At 41.5% G+C, this 17997-nt stretch carries 17 protein-coding genes, 3 pseudogenes and 1 riboswitch; of the genes and pseudogenes, 17 read left to right on the top strand and 3 right to left on the bottom strand.

Annotated elements, in window-relative coordinates; all coding sequences use genetic code 11:
- Positions 1 to 39: 39 nt before the first annotated feature.
- Positions 40 to 396, bottom strand: coding sequence for a DUF1304 domain-containing protein (locus ACFOSE_RS07195; RefSeq protein ID WP_380432027.1), 357 nt, complete (start codon positions 394 to 396; stop codon positions 40 to 42).
- A 166-nt stretch (positions 397 to 562) separates the two neighbouring features.
- Between ACFOSE_RS07195 and sufB the strand changes: the two are divergent.
- From sufB to ACFOSE_RS07175, 4 genes and pseudogenes are all read left to right on the top strand, one after another.
- Positions 563 to 1959, top strand: a pseudogene (gene sufB, locus ACFOSE_RS07190) (Fe-S cluster assembly protein SufB).
- Positions 1960 to 2057: 98 nt separating this feature from the next.
- Positions 2058 to 3050, top strand: coding sequence for an aldo/keto reductase (locus ACFOSE_RS07185; protein WP_380432026.1), 993 nt, complete (start codon positions 2058 to 2060; stop codon positions 3048 to 3050).
- 434 nt (positions 3051 to 3484) lie between these two features.
- Entirely contained in the window at positions 3485 to 3733 is a 249-nt protein-coding gene (locus ACFOSE_RS07180) for an HAD hydrolase family protein (protein WP_380432025.1), read from the top strand.
- 34 nt (positions 3734 to 3767) lie between these two features.
- Positions 3768 to 4313: an HAD hydrolase family protein gene (locus tag ACFOSE_RS07175; protein ID WP_380432023.1), complete on the top strand. Its 546-nt coding sequence runs from the start codon at positions 3768 to 3770 to the stop codon at positions 4311 to 4313.
- Positions 4314 to 4501: 188 nt separating this feature from the next.
- Here the strand turns inward: ACFOSE_RS07175 and ACFOSE_RS07170 are convergent, their stop codons facing one another.
- Positions 4502 to 5080 carry a TetR/AcrR family transcriptional regulator gene (locus ACFOSE_RS07170; protein ID WP_380432021.1) on the bottom strand — a complete coding sequence of 193 codons (579 nt, stop codon included), beginning with the start codon at positions 5078 to 5080 and terminating at the stop codon, positions 4502 to 4504.
- 113 nt (positions 5081 to 5193) lie between these two features.
- Between ACFOSE_RS07170 and ACFOSE_RS07165 the strand changes: the two genes are divergently transcribed.
- The 3 genes from ACFOSE_RS07165 to ACFOSE_RS07155 all read left to right on the top strand — a co-directional run bounded on the left by ACFOSE_RS07165 (position 5194) and on the right by ACFOSE_RS07155 (position 10022).
- The gene (locus ACFOSE_RS07165) at positions 5194 to 5895 is read left to right on the top strand and encodes an ABC transporter ATP-binding protein (RefSeq protein ID WP_380432019.1); all 702 of its coding nucleotides are present in this window, start codon (positions 5194 to 5196) and stop codon (positions 5893 to 5895) included.
- 10 nt (positions 5896 to 5905) lie between these two features.
- A complete protein-coding gene (locus tag ACFOSE_RS07160; RefSeq protein ID WP_380432018.1) occupies positions 5906 to 8536 on the top strand; it encodes an FtsX-like permease family protein in 2631 nt (876 codons plus the stop codon).
- Positions 8537 to 9377: 841 nt separating this feature from the next.
- A complete protein-coding gene (locus ACFOSE_RS07155) occupies positions 9378 to 10022 on the top strand; it encodes an HAD family hydrolase (protein ID WP_380432017.1) in 645 nt (214 codons plus the stop codon).
- Positions 10023 to 10211: 189 nt separating this feature from the next.
- Here the strand turns inward: ACFOSE_RS07155 and ACFOSE_RS07150 are convergent, their stop codons facing one another.
- On the bottom strand, positions 10212 to 10586 hold the full coding sequence (locus ACFOSE_RS07150; RefSeq protein WP_380432016.1) for a hypothetical protein: 375 nt from the start codon (positions 10584 to 10586) through the stop codon (positions 10212 to 10214).
- Positions 10587 to 10747: 161 nt separating this feature from the next.
- On the opposite strand from ACFOSE_RS07150, the pseudogene ACFOSE_RS07145 reads away from it, so the two are divergent.
- From ACFOSE_RS07145 to ACFOSE_RS07100, 10 genes and pseudogenes are all read left to right on the top strand, one after another.
- Positions 10748 to 10981, top strand: a pseudogene (locus ACFOSE_RS07145) (hypothetical protein).
- Between the two features lie 159 nt (positions 10982 to 11140).
- Positions 11141 to 11590, top strand: a complete 450-nt coding sequence (locus tag ACFOSE_RS07140) for a MerR family transcriptional regulator (RefSeq protein WP_380432014.1) — start codon at positions 11141 to 11143, stop codon at positions 11588 to 11590.
- On the top strand, positions 11583 to 12497 hold the full coding sequence (locus tag ACFOSE_RS07135) for an amidohydrolase family protein (protein WP_380432012.1): 915 nt from the start codon (positions 11583 to 11585) through the stop codon (positions 12495 to 12497). The genes ACFOSE_RS07140 and ACFOSE_RS07135 overlap by 8 nt, the downstream gene beginning before the upstream one ends.
- A 1-nt stretch (position 12498) precedes the next feature.
- Positions 12499 to 13143, top strand: a complete 645-nt coding sequence (locus ACFOSE_RS07130; protein WP_380432010.1) for a putative quinol monooxygenase — start codon at positions 12499 to 12501, stop codon at positions 13141 to 13143.
- A gap of 126 nt (positions 13144 to 13269) precedes the next feature.
- Positions 13270 to 13647, top strand: coding sequence for a VOC family protein (locus tag ACFOSE_RS07125; RefSeq protein ID WP_380432009.1), 378 nt, complete (start codon positions 13270 to 13272; stop codon positions 13645 to 13647).
- 125 nt (positions 13648 to 13772) lie between these two features.
- Positions 13773 to 14246 carry an alcohol dehydrogenase catalytic domain-containing protein gene (locus ACFOSE_RS07120; RefSeq protein ID WP_380432007.1) on the top strand — a complete coding sequence of 158 codons (474 nt, stop codon included), beginning with the start codon at positions 13773 to 13775 and terminating at the stop codon, positions 14244 to 14246.
- On the top strand, positions 14221 to 14871 hold the full coding sequence (locus tag ACFOSE_RS07115; RefSeq protein ID WP_380432006.1) for a zinc-binding dehydrogenase: 651 nt from the start codon (positions 14221 to 14223) through the stop codon (positions 14869 to 14871). The genes ACFOSE_RS07120 and ACFOSE_RS07115 overlap by 26 nt, the downstream gene beginning before the upstream one ends.
- Positions 14872 to 15068: 197 nt before the next feature.
- Positions 15069 to 16112, top strand: a complete 1044-nt coding sequence (locus tag ACFOSE_RS07110) for a zinc-binding dehydrogenase (protein ID WP_380432004.1) — start codon at positions 15069 to 15071, stop codon at positions 16110 to 16112.
- A gap of 120 nt (positions 16113 to 16232) precedes the next feature.
- A riboswitch (purine riboswitch) is annotated at positions 16233 to 16328 on the top strand.
- A gap of 89 nt (positions 16329 to 16417) precedes the next feature.
- A complete protein-coding gene (locus ACFOSE_RS07105) occupies positions 16418 to 16999 on the top strand; it encodes a xanthine phosphoribosyltransferase (RefSeq protein WP_380432002.1) in 582 nt (193 codons plus the stop codon).
- Between the two features lies 1 nt (position 17000).
- Positions 17001 to 17997 (top strand): annotated as a pseudogene (locus tag ACFOSE_RS07100) (nucleobase:cation symporter-2 family protein); the annotation flags it as partial.

Raw genomic sequence — 17997 nt, 5'->3', positions numbered from 1 at the left:
AAAACGCACGAGATTAAGTTCTAGTGCGTTTTTGCAGTTCTATTTTAAAAAGAAAGCAGAGGCGATGGTTAAAATAGCCAAGCCCCCTTGTGTCAAAAGGATTTTGGGATTGGAAGTGGCTGCTCCGTAAGCAGCTACTAGTACAATGTAGATCATAATTGGCAGAATCAAACTGTTATTAAAGGCCAGACCGTAAAGGATCCCCAAACCAATCAAACCGTTGTAAACACCTTGATTTTTAAAAAGCGTATTGAGTGCTGGCTGGCGCAATTCTTCTTGACTGATTCCAAAGACACGTGACGTGTTAGCCGAAGTGGTTGCTAAGGTTTCTAAGTACATGATATAGAAAAATTCCAAAGCCACTAAAATGGATAGAATAGTAGTGTAGATTGACATGACTGCCCTTTCTTTATTAAATTCTTATCCAGTATAAGAAACTGGCGCGCTATTTGCAAGGAATTTGTCCGAAATCATATCAGAGGAATTTTACTTATTCGCGATTGGAAACTATATTTTTTATCTGATAAGTATTATAATATAAACCAAGAAAGGTGGGCTAGCAATGACTGATAGCGCTATAGATACACTGCAAGAGGAAGAGCAAACTTATGATTTTCATGTTGATATAGACCCTGTGTTTTCAACAGGGAAGGGCTTGAACGAATCGGTAGTCAGACAGATTTCAGCCCAAAAGAATGAGCCTGAGTGGATGCTCAACTTTCGCCTTGAAGCCCTGAAGGCTTTTTTGGATATGCCTCTGCCATCTTGGGGACCTGATTTGTCGGGGGTGAAGTTTGACGATATTCTCTACTATCAAAAGATGTCCGAAGCGCCTGTTCGGGATTGGGCTGATGTTCCCGATAAGGTCAAGGAAACCTTTGAGCGGTTGGGGGTTCCGAAAGCCGAACAGGCCTATCTGGCGGGAACAGTAGCCCAGTACGAGTCTATCACAATATGAAGGAAGAATTTGAGAAGGAAGGAATTATCTTTACAGATATTGATTCTGCTTTACAAGAATATACTGATCTTTTTCGTCAGTATTTTGGTAAGCTAGTTCCGCCAAGAGACAACAAGCTAGCAGCTCTTAACTCAGCTGTCTGGTCAGGTGGCACTTTCATCTATATTCCCAAAGGTGTCCACGTTGAAATTCCTCTCCAACTTTATCTGCGAATCAATAATGAAAATACTGGACAATTTGAGCGTACCCTGATTATCGTAGATGAAGGCGCTAGCATGCACTATGTTGAGGGCTGTACGGCACCGGCTTACACCACCAACAGCCTCCATGCCGCAGTTGTTGAGGTCTTTGCTTTAGAAGGTGCCCATATCCGTTATACAACTATTCAGAATTGGTCAGACAATGTCTATAATCTCGTTACCAAGCGGGCTACGGCCAAGAAAAATGCCACTGTTGAGTGGATTGATGGTAATCTAGGGTCTAAGACCACCATGAAATATCCAGCTATCTATCTTGATGGTCAGGGAGCGACTGGGACCATGCTGACAATAGCCTTTGCCAATGCTGGTCAAGATCAAGATACAGGGGCTAAGATGATTCACAATGCTCCCTATACCAAGTCCTCTATTATTTCCAAATCTCTAGCCAAGGGAGGCGGCAAGGTCGATTATCGCGGTCAAGTGACCTTTAAGGAAAATTCTCAAAAATCTCTTAGCCATATCGAATGCGATACCATTCTTATGGATGACCTGTCTGCCTCGGATACTATTCCCTTCAATGAAATTCACAATTCATCTGTTTCTTTGGAACATGAAGCTAAGGTGTCCAAAATTTCTGAAGATCAACTCTTTTATCTGATGAGCCGCGGCCTGACTGAGAGTGAAGCTACAGAAAAGATTGTTATGGGCTTTATTGAGCCTTTCGCCAAGGAATTGCCTATGGAATATGCCGTTGAATTGAACCGTTTAATTTCCTTTGAAATGGAAGGATCGATTGGTTAGTTATCTTGGAGCTATATTTTTATCCTAATAAATAACTCAAATACTTGACTTGTAGTGGACTTTAAGTAGTAAAATATGAGGGAATGGAGGTTTTTTCTATGGAATATGTAAAATTGGGCGCAACTGGTTTAGAGGTTTCCAAACTCTGTCTTGGTTGCATGAGTTTCGGTGATAGAAGTCGCGGTTTTCATTCTGGTTGGCTCTTAAATGAAGAGGATAGCAGGGTGATTATTAAGAAGGGTCTTGATTTGGGTATCAATTTCTTTGATACGGCAAATGTCTATGCTGCTGGTAGCAGTGAAGAGTATTTAGGTCGCGCCTTGAGAGACTTTGTCAGTCGCGAAGATGTCGTCCTTGCGACCAAATGCTATTTTAGTGATTTAGCAAATGGTCAAAAGAAACCCAACAATCATGGACTATCACGCAAGGCGATTTTTCATCAAGTCGAGGCTAGTTTAAAGCGTTTGGGAACGGACTACATTGATATTCTCTATATCCACCGTTGGGACTATGATACTCCGATTGAGGAAACTATGTCAGCTCTCAATGATCTTGTTCGTAGTGGCAAGGTACGTTATCTGGGAGCGTCAGCCATGTATACTTGGCAGTTCCAAAAAGCGCAGTATGTAGCAGAAAAGAATGGCTGGACCAAGTTCTCAGTCATGCAGAATCACTACAACCTACTTTATCGTGAAGAAGAACGCGAAATGCTGCCTTTTTGCAAGGAAACCGGCGTGGGTCTGGCTCCTTATAGCCCATTAGCTTCCGGACGAGTGGTACGCGATTGGGATGCTGATACAGCTCGCAGCAAGACGGATGAAACGGCTAAAAGCAAATACGATAGTACCGAAGAGCAAGACATGGTCATTGTTAAACGTGTTGCAGAAGTAGCGGACAAATATAGCATTAGCCGCTCGCAAGTTGCCTTGGCTTGGCTCTGGCAAAAAGGTATTCATTCACCTATCATCGGTGTCACCAAGGAGAAATACCTGGATGACTTCATGGGAGCCTTTGATGTCACTCTGACCGATGATGATATGGCTTACCTGGATGAGAAATATCTGCCCCACAAGGTTGTTGGCGCCTTATAATATTAAGAAGTTGAAATAGTAGATTCCAAGAAGTTGGAGAAATAACTATTACAAGGATTTAGAAGGCCGGGACAAAAGTCCTGCCTTTTTTGTTTTGCTCTAGCTCTACCAGATCACAGAGATTGATTGGCAGTTCTTATCCCTTGCTAGGCAAGTGATAGCGGCTAGCCTAATCAACTGGGCAGAAAAAAAGTGGGGAAAGCTAAAAAAACTAATACAAAGGGCAGCAGTATCAGGACGTAAAGAAGACAAGACAGAACTGATATTAATATCTCAGGAGAAGCCAAGTAACTTCTCTATGGTACTGCGGGTCAATGATAAGATTAAGCAACATTCATGAAAAAACAGCGGAAAATAATAACTGCCTGAGAATCAATTCCTAGATATTAGGTTTATGCTATAATGAAACTGACAATAAGAAAAGAGGTAGAATAATGTATCAACTGATTGCCTTTGATATGGATGGGACCCTTTTAACCAGTCAAAAAACAATTGCACCGAGCAGTGTAGCTGCCATAGAAAGAGCTCATGACGCAGGTAAGCAAGTTGTCCTCTCAACGGGACGTGCCTTGTCAGAATTGAGGATTTATCAGCAGGAGTTGCAAGATATTCGCTATGGTATTTTGGCTAGCGGTGCTTTCATTTACAATTTTGTTTCACAGTCCCCCCCTCTCTCAAGATAATCTTCCTGCTCAAACTGTAGATAGAATCCGGTCCTTGGCTCAAGCAGAAAATATGATGATTGTGGCCATGAGCGATGGTTTAGGCTATCTGCAAAGATCTCATCTAGATGATATTGCCAACTACCATATGGAAATTTACGCCCAACTTTACCACCAGACGGCTATTTTAGTTGATAATATTTATGAGTTTATGGAGGCTAAACGTCAGCACTTTAACAAGATTAACATTTATCAAGGAACAGCCGATAAACGTGATCAGCTCTATGATCGCCTTGCGCTGGAAAATATAACCATGATTAAAGCCGAAGAAAGCGGCCTCGAACTTACTGCAGCAGGAGTAGAAAAAGGTCAAGGCTTGCTTTGCTTGAGCCAAGAAGTTGCTATCCCTCTATCACAAATTATCGCGGTTGGTGATGCTAACAATGACGAGAGCATGCTTCACAAAGCCGGTCTGGGCCTTGCTATGGGGAATGCCAACACTAAAATCAAATCTCTGGCGGATGTTGTCCTAAAAGATAACGATAGCGATGGATGTGCTCAAGCTATCGATGATTATCTGTTGGCGGACAACAAATTATAATACCTTCTTGAGTAAGAAGGGTATGCCATAAGGGAATGGTTGCAAACTTTAAGCCCATAGTTCACAAAGTTTAGTTAAGCTCTGATAGCATCTTTATCTATGCGGCGCATCAAGTCAAAGAACCAGCATCACAAGAATGCTTGCTATAAATATAAAAAGATATCCGGAAAATAAATCTCGGATATCTTTTAATGATCTTGCTTAGTCTCTTTTTCAGGTTGAGTTCTGTTTAAAAACAAGACCTTCAAAACGATCTCGGCCATCTCGGCTGTACTTTTTTTAGCGCCTTGATTAATCCAATAGGTGATGAGACTTTCTGCGCTGGCTAGATAGACTTCTAAGGCATACTCCTGAGGGACGTCGTAATGGTCCCGAATCTTGTCTTTCCAGTCTGGGGAACTAGCGATTAGTTGAAAGACAAAGTCTTTGATGCTTTTAGAAAAAGTGATATGGGAAGTTTTGGCGATAGCCGCGATAAAATCAAGATCCTTTACAAGATAATCAAGCGTCGCCTGAATAGCAAGATCTGGATATTTGATCAGATCCTCCTGCTGTAGAATATTGAATAACTCAGTCTCCATCCCCTCTTGTAACTGCCTCATCATGTCGTGTTTATCCAGATAATGAAGGTAGAAGGTTCCACGATTGATACCTGCTGTTCGTGTTAAGTCTGATATAGTGATATCCTCAAACTTTTTTTCAGTCAAAAGTTGGGCCAGAGCTTTTTTAATGTGTTTTTTAGTTCCGGTTTGTCTTTTTTTGGCCATAAATTTCCTTAATTCAACACTTTATTTATTTTTGTTCTTGTTAAATCAACAGCTTGATTATATAATATTTTTTATCATAACTCAACAATATGTTCAATTAAGGAGAAAGTTTTATGTCATATATTGAAGTTAAACATTCTGCAAAACGCTATCATATGGGAGACACCACTATTTCGGCCAATGAAGATGTTAATTTTGAAATTGAAAAAGGAGAACTAGTTATTATCCTTGGTTCGTCGGGTGCTGGTAAGTCTACTCTGCTTAATATTTTGGGTGGTATGGATACCAATGATGAGGGACAGATCATCATTGATGGCATAGATATCGCCAAATTTAATTCCCACCAGCGGACCAATTATCGTCGCGATGATGTTGGTTTTGTTTTCCAGTTTTATAATTTAGTAGCCAATCTAACCGCCAAGGAAAATGTTGAATTGGCTTCAGAAATTGTTAAAGATGCTCTGGATCCGGTAGAAATCCTCAAGGAGGTAGGGCTTGAAAAACGGATTAATAACTTCCCAGCTCAACTATCGGGTGGGGAGCAACAGCGTGTTTCCATCGCGCGTGCTGTGGCCAAGAAACCTAAAATTCTTCTTTGCGATGAACCGACAGGAGCACTTGATTATCAAACTGGTAAACAAGTGCTACAAATTCTGCAAGATATGTCTCGCGAACAAGGGGCGACGGTAATTATCGTTACCCATAATTCAGCTCTGGCTCCGATCGCAGACCGAGTCATTCACATGCGTGATGCTACGGTGAAATCGATCAAGACCAATGATAATCCGCAAGATATTGCAACCCTAGAATACTAGGAGGCCTTTTATGTCTACTAAAAAAATCTATTGGAAAGATGTAAGAAAAGCCATTACAGGATCAAAAGGACGTTTCATTTCCATTATGCTGTTGATGATGTTAGGGTCCTTTGCCCTGGTAGGGCTTAAATCAACTACACCAGACATGCAACGGACAGCCAGCGACTATTTCGACAAGTATAATACCATGGATTTGACCGTTATGGCCGACCATGGCTTGAGTAAGGAAGACCAAAAAGAATTGTCCTCCATCAAAAATACAACTGTCGAATACGGTTATCAGAGTGATGTAACGATTAAAGATAGCTCGGATGCTGTCCGTATCTTCTCCTATGATGACGATCAGAAAATTTCTAGGTATGAGCTGGTCAAAGGAAAGTTACCAATTAAGAGCAATGAAATCGCCCTATCCAACAATGCCTATGGCAATGATTATAAGATTGGTGATACTATTACCTTTAACACTGGTGACACATCGACACTAAAAGCGAAAACCTACACCATTACAGGTTTTGTTAACTCATCGGAAATTCTTTCCAAGACCAGCTTAGGACGCTCGACAGCCGGTGATGGCAGTTTATCTGGTTATGCTGTTGTGACTCCAAAAGCTTTTAGTAGCGACGTTTATAGTATCGCTCGCATCACCTATGATGATCTTGATGGCCTCAATCCTTTTAAAAACGACTACAAGAAAAAGTTAGCAGAGCATCAAAAAGATCTAGATGACAAGCTTGCAGACAATGGTGCAGCTCGACTAGCCAGTCTCAAGGCCGATGCTCAAAAAGATATCGACCAAGTTCAGAAGCAGGTCGACACTGCCAAGGCTCAGCTGGCTCAACTGGAAGGAGTGGGACAAGGTCAACTCTATCAAGCTCAAGGAAGTGCGGTGGCTGCTCAGATAAGTAAGGCCGAAAAGGAAATAACTGCTGCTAAAAAAGAAAGAGACAAGTTGATCGAGCCGAACTATACTAGTTATACGCGCTCAACTCTTCCGGGTGGCGAAGGCTACACTATCTTTTCAAACAGTATCCATGGCATTTCAGTCGTAGCTAATCTTTTCCCAATTATCCTCTATCTGGTAGCTGCTATGGTGACCTTTACTACAATGACGCGATTTGTTGATGAGGAACGACAAAATGCTGGACTTCTCAAGGCACTTGGTTATTCCAGTTACGATGTTATTCGTAAATTTGTCATTTACGGTTTCGCAGCTGGAATCATGGGGACAATTCTCGGTGTGCTTGCAGGAACTTACTATCTTCCTTACCGAGTTGGTAACATCACTATGAGTGGTTTGACATTAGACAAAATAGAGCTTTTAGCTTACCCTTTCTACATCGTCTTGGCCTTCATTTTAGCTATCTTTTCCAGCGTTCTACCAGCCCTGTGGATTTCCTATAGTGAGCTGCGAGAAAAGCCCGCTCAACTTTTATTGCCCAAACCACCTGTTTTAGGTTCTAAAATATTTTTGGAACGCCTAACCTTCTTTTGGAATAGGCTTAGCTTTACCCATAAAGTCACGGTACGTAATATCTTTCGCTACAAAGAGCGCATGCTGATGACGATTTTTGGTGTAGCGGGTTCAGTTGCTCTTTTATTTGTCGGCCTAGGTATCCAGTCCTCAATTTCAGGAGTTGCGGATAGTCAATTCGGTCACATCTTGTCTTATGATATGATTGTGGCCCAAGATACTAAGGCTTCCTCTGTGAATAAAGAAGCCGTCACTAAGGCCGTGGACTCCAAGGATTTCAGTAATTCGCAAAGTGTTTACTATGAGTCGACCGAGCAATCTATCAAGGGAGTAACCGAAGATCAAGCGGTGACCACCTTGGTAACCCCTGGCAAGGACTTCTCAGGTATGGTTAATCTGTCTTCGCCTAAGGGGGAGAAGCTCAAACTTTCGGACAAGGGGGTTATCATTTCCGAAAAATTAGCAGAGCTTTATCACGTTAAGGCAGGTGATAGCTTTGATTATGTGGATAAGGACAATCATAAGATTCATCTGAAGGTCTCAGCTATCGCAGAACTCTATACAGGCCATTTTATCTTTATGACCCAAAACTACTATGAAAAAGCATTTAAAACAGATTTTACAACCAACGCCTATCTCTTAAAAGTTAAGCATAGTTCTAATAGCAAGGTGAAGAATCTATCTACAGATTTATTGGCTCTAAAAGGCGTTACAGGCGTCTCGCAAAATATTTCTCTAATCACTTCTCTAGAAAGAGTTGTTCACTCTCTGAGCGGAGTCATGATGATTTTGATTGTTGTGTCTATCCTGATGGCTCTTGTCATTCTCTATAACTTAACGACCATTAATGTTGCAGAGCGGATTCGTGAACTATCAACGATAAAGGTTCTGGGTTTCCACAATAAGGAAGTAACCATGTATATCTACCGCGAAACTATAACCCTCTCACTTATCGGTATTTTAGTTGGTCTAGCCAGTGGTTTTGGACTGCATCGTTTTTTGATTAAAGAGATGGGAGGAGATAACATCATCTTTGATCAAACCCTAGCTTGGTATGTTTACCTTATTCCGATACTAACCATTGTACTAATTTTAGCTGCACTTGGCTGGTTAGTGAACCACCGCCTCAAAAGCGTTGACATGTTAGAAGCGCTGAAGAGTGTGGATTAAGGGCAAAAGAGCATTATTTTTACAACAATCTTGCTAGATGTTATAAGCATCTCAACATAAACTACCACTCGATTTTATATTATGATATAAAATCGAGTGAAGTCAGCTTTTCCAGCAACCTATTGGACATCTTGCTGATTTAGCTGGTTAAAAGTCAATCTGGCATGCTCAAATTAGGAGGCGCAATTTCTTTAAATACAAATAGTGATAAAGGCTTGCAATCATTTGCAAGCCTTTTAATTACTTTGGTGTTTGTATTAAAAATAAACTTTTATCTTGATGCTGTCAATCAGGCTTAGACTATACGATTATCCGATCGGGAAATCTCGAAGAAGATAAAAAAGGAATCATTACTTTGGGAGGAGTTAGGATTTATGGTTATTAAAATTCCAGATGTAGCAGTGCTCGCTGAGATTATTAATAAACTGTCAACGTCGCACAAGACACTGGCTATCAATCTCGGCGAAACACTTATAGCTACTGCATTCTCCGATTAGAAGCAGTAGCTGACTTTAAAAACTTATTACTAGTTCTCATCGTGCTTTTTTATTTAAACCCTGATATGAGTATTTGTCATTCCAAGTCTTTTGTGATAAAGTAGGCCTGTAGGCATAATTAATATGGAGTCGGGTGAATTTATGTTGTTTATCGCGCAAGTTCGTGGGGAAACAGCGGTTAATCTGCCCTTGGTCTAATAGCTCAATATACTAATGGTAACCAAAATGAGGCGCGTACCAATATCATAATGGTTAATCACTCTCTCAATCTTCAAGAGCATCGTTGTCTTGCTTTAACCAGTCAGTCGTAAGTGTCTCAATTCGTTTTAATGGAAAGGAACCGCATGGGAAAGTTTGTCATTTTCGATATGGATGGAGTCTTGGTGGATTCCGAATATATTTTTTCTCGGGTCAAGACAGCTATGCTGCGCCAGCGTGGTCATGATGTTAATGAATCCTATCAGGATCAATTTATCGGCATGACCTACGAAGCCGAGTGGACCATCATTAAGCGGGATTTCAACCTGATAGAACCGCTTGCAGACTTAATTGCTGAAGTTAAACAGGGCTGTGAAGAAGTCGTCAAGAAGGATGGTGTCAATCCTATCCCCGGTGTCTTGGATCTGGTTAAGCGACTTCGGGCCAAGGGCTATCAGCTGGCTGTCGCTTCATCTTCGCCCAAACCTGATATCATTCGCAATCTCAAACAGTTGGGAATTTTAGCAGATTTTCAAACTCTGGTTAGCGGTGAAGAAGTAGCCTATTCTAAACCAGCACCCGACGTCTTCTTGCAGGCGGCCCAAGATTTGGGTGCAGCACCGACAGCCTGCTTCGTTTTTGAAGATTCCACCTCTGGTAGTCAAGCCGCTAAGGCAGCAGGTATGATCTGTATCGGCTATGCTAATCCATCCTACCCTCCGCAAGATTTAACAGCTTGCGATCTGATCATTGCTGACTATAAGGATTGCTATGACTTTTTAGGACTCTAGCTAAATATCATATAAAATTGACTCTTATCATCCCATCGTAGAAATTGAAGATAGTCTTTTAACCAGCAAAATATTTCACAGCATTCCCAACCTAGCTTAAAATTGTACTGACCCCAAGAAACTAGACTTTTTTTCTGTCTAGCTTCTTGGGGTCAGTACAGCGATAGTGTTTCTTTCGATGATCATTTTTTACTGAAAGAGTTGATTGGAGTTATTGTCATTAATTTTTTTCAAAGAGCTGAGGTAGATAGCACCAGCTATGATGATGCAAATATCACCAATAGGTCCAAAAATCAATCCTGCAATAAGTCCTGCAGTCAAAAGAATGTGGGCAGCTGTTGGCACTCTTTTATCAGCGTTAAATTTAACTGTTCCAACGATTCCTAAGACAAGCATAGCCAGTCTAAAAAGGAAGACAGGGTAGCCTAAAAGCCCAAAATAAATAGAAATACGCGCTCCTGCTAAAATAACGATAGTCAGCACAAGGGAAATGATACCCCCGATGACTCCTAAATATCCACAAATTTTAGCAAATGATTTTAGTTGATCAGTATTGTTATTCATAAAAATCTCCTTAAACTTTATTTAAAAGTATTCTAACATAAAATATTTTCATTTGTAAGATTTTTATTTATTTAAACCTTTTATCTCAACTTACCAGCAGTTTCTCGTTTACTTTGATCCTAAAAAGTGTATAATAGCAGTAGATAAAGGAGAGTGTTGACATGAATACCAATGATAAAATTATCGCCTTGGTCCAACCCGAATATATGGATCGCATTCCACGCTTGATTCGGGGCCATGCCACCAAGGCTGCTTGAAAGCTGATTGCACGTGAATTTCCTGAAGCTTATGCCCAAGCAGAAAAAGAAGGGGATTTAGCTCCAGAAGCCAAAGAAGCACTAACCTTGATTGTCAATGATATTTTCAAGGAACGCATGGCTAAGCACAATCTTTAAAAACAAAGGAAGGGAGCAAATGCTTCCCTTTGTTTTTATCTACTAATGTCATCAAGCTATCTAAATTGTTAGTGCGTCTTCGCATTTTTTCTTGACTTGTAGCCTGCTATCAGTGGTAAAATAAAGCTATACCATTAAATTCTTAAAAAGGAGAATAGAATGTCCAAGCAAAACACCTATACCATTACCCAGGTCTCTGAAAAGTACCACATCAATCCTAATACTCTGCGTTATTATGAACGGATCGGTCTGCTGCCTGCTATTCCACGACGGGCTAATGGCAATCGTTATTTCACCGATGATTTAAACAACTGGCTGGAGATGGTAATCTGCCTGCGTCATTCTGGTGTGTCCATTAAAGCTTTGATTGACTACTGTCAGTTGCTTGGGCAGGGAGAAATAACGCTGGAAGCTCGCGAGGAACTGTTACGGGAACAGCGTGACCTGCTCTTAGAGAAACAAGCTAATTTAAAGCGTAGCATTGATCGTCTGACCCACAAAATTGGTCTCTACGAATCCGGCGAGATTAGCAACAAAGAAACTTATTACAAGGAGTACGGTATCATCTTTGATGAAGATGGTAGCTGTAAGGAGATGCCTCATGAATAAAATAGATGTTTTTTCCCATGTTTTACTGCCGAATTTTTATGAAAAGATGCTGATGTTGGATGAGGATTTACCTAACAAGATGCCTTTTATTCAAAATCCTGTTCTGATAGATATGAATGAGCGCCGTGCAACCATGCCAGCTGACACGCACCAGATTATTAGTTATGTCAACACCAATCCCGAGGATTATCTGGCTGGGAAAATGGCCGCGCTCTTAGTGCACAAAGCCAACGAAGAACTGCTGACGACAGTGCAGGAAAATAGGGATCTCTTTGCGGGTGCTGTTGCCATGTTGGCGCTCAACAATATCCCTGAGTCTCTCCGTATCATTGAGGAATTTGTCTTGCCCAATGAAGAAATACTAGGCATTCAGCTCTTTACTCGCCACTTTGGAAAGTCAGTAGCTGATCCGGATTTTAGGCCCCTCTTTGAGAAATTAGCTGAGTACGACATCCCGATCTGGCTGCATCCTGTTTTTGATGAGCGTAAGCCCGACAATAATATTATTTTTAGCTGGGAGTACGAGTTGACGCAAGCTATGCTGGAATTGGTTCAGGTCGGTTATTTTCAAAATTTCCCTGACTTAAAAATCATCATTCACCACGCCGGAGCCATGGCCCCTTATTTTGCGGGACGAATCGATCGTATTTTACCACCGGAACAAGCCACTGATTTCCGAAAATTTTATGTAGACACAGCCCTCTTGGGAAATAGCAAGGCCTTGGAGCTCTGTCTGGATTTTTTTGGACTTGACCATGTGCTCTTTGGCACTGATGCTCCTTTGGGGATACTACCTGTTGGAGCGACTGATGTGATTACTGAGGCAATTCAAGCATTGCCTCTTAGTCAAGAAGAAAAGAATCAGATTTTCTGTGGCAATGCTAAGACTCTATTTGGAGGACTGTAAAATGACTCAACCAATTTTTCGCTTATTTAAGCTAAGCTTGAATCTAGCTTATGAAGCCGACTATGAAAAGGTGGGATTTACCAATCTGACAAGGTCTGTTGCAGGCGAAAGCGGAACGCTGGCCATGTTTAGCAATCATGTGGCAGGAGATAAAACTCAGCAAGTCGTCTTGGAGCTTTATGTGGATGAAACAAGTTATCAGGCGCATGTCACTTCCGAGCATTTCAAGGCCTTTGCCAATTTGGCAGGAAAAGCTTTGACCAATCGAGAGATTATCAATTTGGAACCTCAGACTCTGTTAAAAAAGGCAGGTTCTTTGCGAGTGGTGGAAAAGAACGACTTATTTATCCGGCTGGCTCACGTTCTAGTTAGTGATAGTCAGTCTTTTGCCGATATTGTTCTGCCCGAAATGAAAAACAGTATGGCAGTTGAGGACGGTGTCCTCCTAATGTTTGCAGGAACTGATATCAATATTCCTTGCTCTTGGTATTTCTATGAAATTTATGCTAATCAAGCCGCCTATGATAGTCATTGTCAAACTGAGCATTTCAAGGATTATATAGCTAGAACGATCGATTTAGTAGTGGAAAAGAATTTAAAAGTCTTGACGGGTGATGTCTTGGTGAGCAAGGCTGATTTATCTTAGGATAAAAATGTCAGCAATGCCAATATAAGATAATAGTATCAGGTTTACTAATCATAATATGATATGAGAAGTTTCTGATTCTTATTGCTATCATTATTGATGAATAAATGATAAAGGAGATAACTGATGAAAATTGAACACGTTGGTCTTTGGGCCAAGGACTTAGAAAACATGAGGGATTTTTATGTGAAATATTTTGGGGCTCAAGCATCAAATCTTTACCATAATCCTAAAACTAAGTTTTCTTCTTATTTCTTGACTTTTTCTGAGGGTGCTCGCGTGGAACTTTGCCATCGTCCGGATATTACCCAAGGAAATAAAGCTAGCTTTGGGCTAACTCATTTGGCTTTTGCTTTAGGGAGCAAAGAAGAAGTCGATCGCTTCGCTTATGAGATGCAAGACAATGGTTACCCTATTCAAAATGGGCCTCGTACAACAGGAGATGGTTACTATGAGGCAGTGATTTACGATCCAGAAGGCAATCAGATTGAACTAACCGTTTAAAGTGTGCACTAAACACTAAAAAGTCAGCTCAATACGGAATGACTTTTGATTGGCGTGAGAAGCCAGAAAACGTTTTCAATTTCCTCCTTTTTTGCTATACTGAGAGTAAAAAAGGAGGAAATTTTATGCGTAGTAAATCTGTAGTGGTACTCTCACAGGGAGAAGATATCCAACTCAAGGATGTCATCTTAGATGAGCCCAAGGACAATGAAATCTTAATCAAGACGGTTGCTTCTGGTATCTGTCATACAGATCTTGCTGGTCGTGATTATGGAATGTCGCCTTATCCAGTAGCACTCGGTCATGAAGGAGCGGGTATTGTTGAAAAGGTCGGAAGTTCCATATCGACGGTGCAGTCAGGTGACCATGTTGTTATCAGCTTTGCTTATTGTGGGCACTGCCGTAATTGCCGAACCGGTCATCCAGGTCTCTGTTACAATTTGAATGAACTCAACTTTGGTGGACATGAGTATGATGGCAGCCACCGCCATCATCTGGAAGATGGTAGTCACCTATCTAGTTTCTTCGGTCAATCTTCCCTATCTGAATACATCGTGGCTCATGAAAATAACGTTGTCAAGGTTGACAAGAGTTGTTGATCTGCATTTGTTGGGCCCTTTGGCTTGTGGCCTTCAGACCGGTGCAGGTACCGTTTTGAATTATTTGAAATCAGAATTTGCTTCTAGCATCGTTATTGCCGGTGCTGGTGGCGTTGGACTGGCAGCAGTTATGGCTGCAAAAATCAGCAACTGCCAGAATATTATTGTGATTGATATTTATGCCAATCGCCTCGAACTAGCCAAGGAACTTGGTGCTACAGCTGTCATTAACAGCAAGAATATCGAAATTAGTGTCGAAGAAGCCATTCGCTCCCTCGTACCTGAAGGGGTAGATTATAGTATTGATACGACAGGTTATTCACCAATTATCAAGGAAATGTTGCATGCTCTGCGTCCGTCTGGTACAGAGGTGATTATTGGTATGACTGGCGAATTGACGCTCAGTGTGCAAGAAGAGCTCATGCAGGATTCTAAAAAGTTGATTGGCTTGGTTGAAGGGGATTCCATTCCTCAACTCTTCATTCCTAAGTTGGTAGAATACTACAAGGCAGGGTTGTTCCCGTTTGATAAATTAATTAAATTATATCCTTTTCAAGATGTCCAAAAGGCTATTGATGCGATGTTGGATGGTAGTGTCATCAAACCGATTGTGACTATGGATTAAGAGTTAAATCTGAGAGATAAATGGGAAGTCTTCTAGATTCTGTAACACAAATGAAAATGGGTTACTTACTCACTGTAGGTTTTTTCTTGACTTATAGTCCACTCCAAGTGCTATAATAACCATAATACTAAAAATGGAAAGGAGGAAGGTAAGGAAGTTTTTCTAATATAACTTTCTTACCTTCTCGGTAGTAACTAATGAAAACTGCTATTTTTGAAAAAGCCGGTTCAATGATTATCGAAGAAGTAGATAAGCCGACACTGCAAGCAGGTGATGATGCTATCATCAAAATTGTTCGTGCTTGTGTTTGTGGTTCAGATCTCTGGTCATACGCCCAAGGAGACGATAGACCTGCCCATTCAATCAACAGCGGCCATGAGGCGCTGGGAATTGTTGAAGAAGTAGGACCAGACATTACAACGGTAAAACCCGGCGACTTTGTTATCGTTCCTTTTACTCACGGCTGTGGCGAATGTGATGCCTGCCGTGCTGGTTTTGATGGAACTTGTGATAATCACCAACCGCCAACCAACTGGGGTGGCGGTTTCCAAGCAGAGTATTTACGCTTCCACTATGCCAATTGGGCGCTTGTTAAGGTACCGGGTCAACCGTCTGATTATTCCGAAGGGATGCTTAAATCTCTTTTGACCTTAGCTGACGTTATGCCAACGGGTTATCATGCGGCGCGTGTGGCTAACGTTGAACGGGGCGATAAAGTTGTTGTTATCGGCGATGGAGCCGTTGGACAATGTGCTGTTATCGCGGCTAAAATGATGGGAGCTTCTCAGATCGTTCTCATGAGTCGTCACGAAGATCGTCAACAAATGGCACTTAAATCCGGTGCGACAGCAGTCGTGGCTGAACGGGGCGAAGAAGGTATCGCCAAGGTTCGTGATATTCTCGGTGGCGGTGCCGATGTTGCTCTTGAATGTGTCGGTAGTGAAGCAGCTATCTCCCAAGCTCTCGGCGTTCTGCACAACGGTGGCCGTGTCGGTTATGTTGGAGTTCCTCACTACAATAATCGGGCTATCGGTTCGACCTTTGCTCAAAACATTTCAATCGGCGGTGGTTCAGCATCTGTAACGACCTACGACAAGCAAGTTTTGCTTAAGGCTGTTCTTGATGGTGACATCAACCCAGGGCGCGTCTTTACAGATACCTATAAACTAGATGATATCAATCAAGCTTATCAAGATATGGCTGATCGCAAGGCTATCAAGTCAATGTTGATTGTTAGCTAATTCTGAAAGCTCCTATGAAAATCAGTTTTCATAGGAGCTTTTACATATCATAATCATAGGTTTGTGCTGATTTCGTTTTTACCTTCCTCTATTTACAGTTCTTAAAGGGTGTGATACAATAATCACAAAGTTTAAAGCGCTTATTTATGCTGTGAATCGGCACAGTGTTTCTACAAGACACCGTAATGTCTAACAATAAGCAAAAAGATGGTAGTTGATAATCTCATTTCGATTATTTTCTTTTTGTTTTATCAATACGGTGAAAGGTGGGCACTCCCTGCCTTTTTATTTTAAAAGGAGAAGCCATGAAATTATTGGAAGATCGTATTCTTAAAGACGGTAATGTCTTAGGTGAGGATATCTTAAAAGTCGATAGTTTTCTTACCCATCAGGTAGATTTTGAGCTGATGCAGGCCATTGGCCAAGTCCTTTCCCATGTTTATAGAGAAGCTGGCATTACAAAAGTTGTCACAATTGAAGCCTCTGGTATTGCACCAGCAGTTTATACAGCTCAGGTTCTCAATGTTCCTATGATCTTTGCAAAGAAGCATAAGAATATCACCATGACTGAAGGAATACTGAGTGCTGATGTTTATTCCTTCACTAAGCAGGTCACTAGTACGGTTTCGATTGCCAGTCATTTTTTATCAGCTGATGATAAGGTTTTGATTGTCGATGATTTTTTGGCTAATGGTCAAGCAGCCAAGGGGCTCTTAGAAATCATTGGACAGGCCGGAGCTTGCGTGGCTGGTATCGGTATCGTCATCGAGAAATCTTTCCAAGATGGTAGACAATTACTGGAAGAAGCGGGAGTATCAGTAACTTCCTTGGCAAGAATAAAAGAATTTAAGGACGGCCAGATCGTCTTTGCGGAGGCAGATGCATAAGATGAAAATGGATGAACAAAAACACTCGCAAGCGGCTGTTTTAGGTCTGCAACACCTGCTAGCTATGTATGCTGGTTCTATTCTGGTACCAATCATGATTGCGGGAGCCCTTCACTACTCAGCCGAACAGTTGACCTATCTCATCTCAACAGATATTTTCATGTGCGGTATAGCGACCTTTTTACAGCTGCAACTGTGGAAGCATTTCGGGTTCGGTCTACCGGTCGTTCTAGGTTGTGCCTTTCAGTCAGTAGCTCCCTTATCTATCATCGGTGCCCAGCAGGGCTCGGGTTACATGTTTGGTGCCTTGATCGTTTCAGGAATCTATGTCATTTTAATTTCTGGCATTTTCTCTAAAATTGCTAACTTTTTTCCGCCGATTGTCACGGGGTCAGTGATTACAACCATTGGCTTAACTCTGATTCCTGTAGCTATGGGGAACATGGGCGACAACGCCAAACATCCAACAGTACAATCCATGATTTTAGCCCTGATAACGATTGTGATCGTGTTAGCAGTCAATATATTTGCCAAGGGCTTTCTTAAGTCAATCGCTGTTCTAATAGGCTTGGTGGGGGGGGACGATTGTCGCTGTTTTTATGGGTTTGGTTGACCTATCGGTTGTTTCAGATGCTCCTTGGATTCATATTCCGCAACCTTTTTACTTTGGTGTCCCTAAGTTTGAAATCACCTCTATTGCTATGATGTGTATTATTGCGACAGTGTCCATGGTCGAATCAACAGGGGTCTACCTGGCTCTCTCGGATTTAACAGGCGAAGAATTGGATAGTCAACGCCTGCGCAACGGTTATCGAGCAGAAGGTTTCGCTGTTTTACTAGGAGGAATTTTTAACACTTTCCCTTATACTGGTTTTTCGCAAAATGTTGGTTTGGTTCGCATTTCCGGTATCAAGACCCGCCGACCTATTTATTATGGCTTCGAGCCAGTTTTTCTCGTAGAGAAAAACAATAAAACCACCAGCTATGCTGGTGGCTGC

The organism is Streptococcus dentapri (genome assembly GCF_042649885.1).
In the GTDB taxonomy this organism is placed as follows: domain Bacteria; phylum Bacillota; class Bacilli; order Lactobacillales; family Streptococcaceae; genus Streptococcus; species Streptococcus dentapri.
This window is presented reverse-complemented; position numbering and strand designations above follow the sequence as displayed.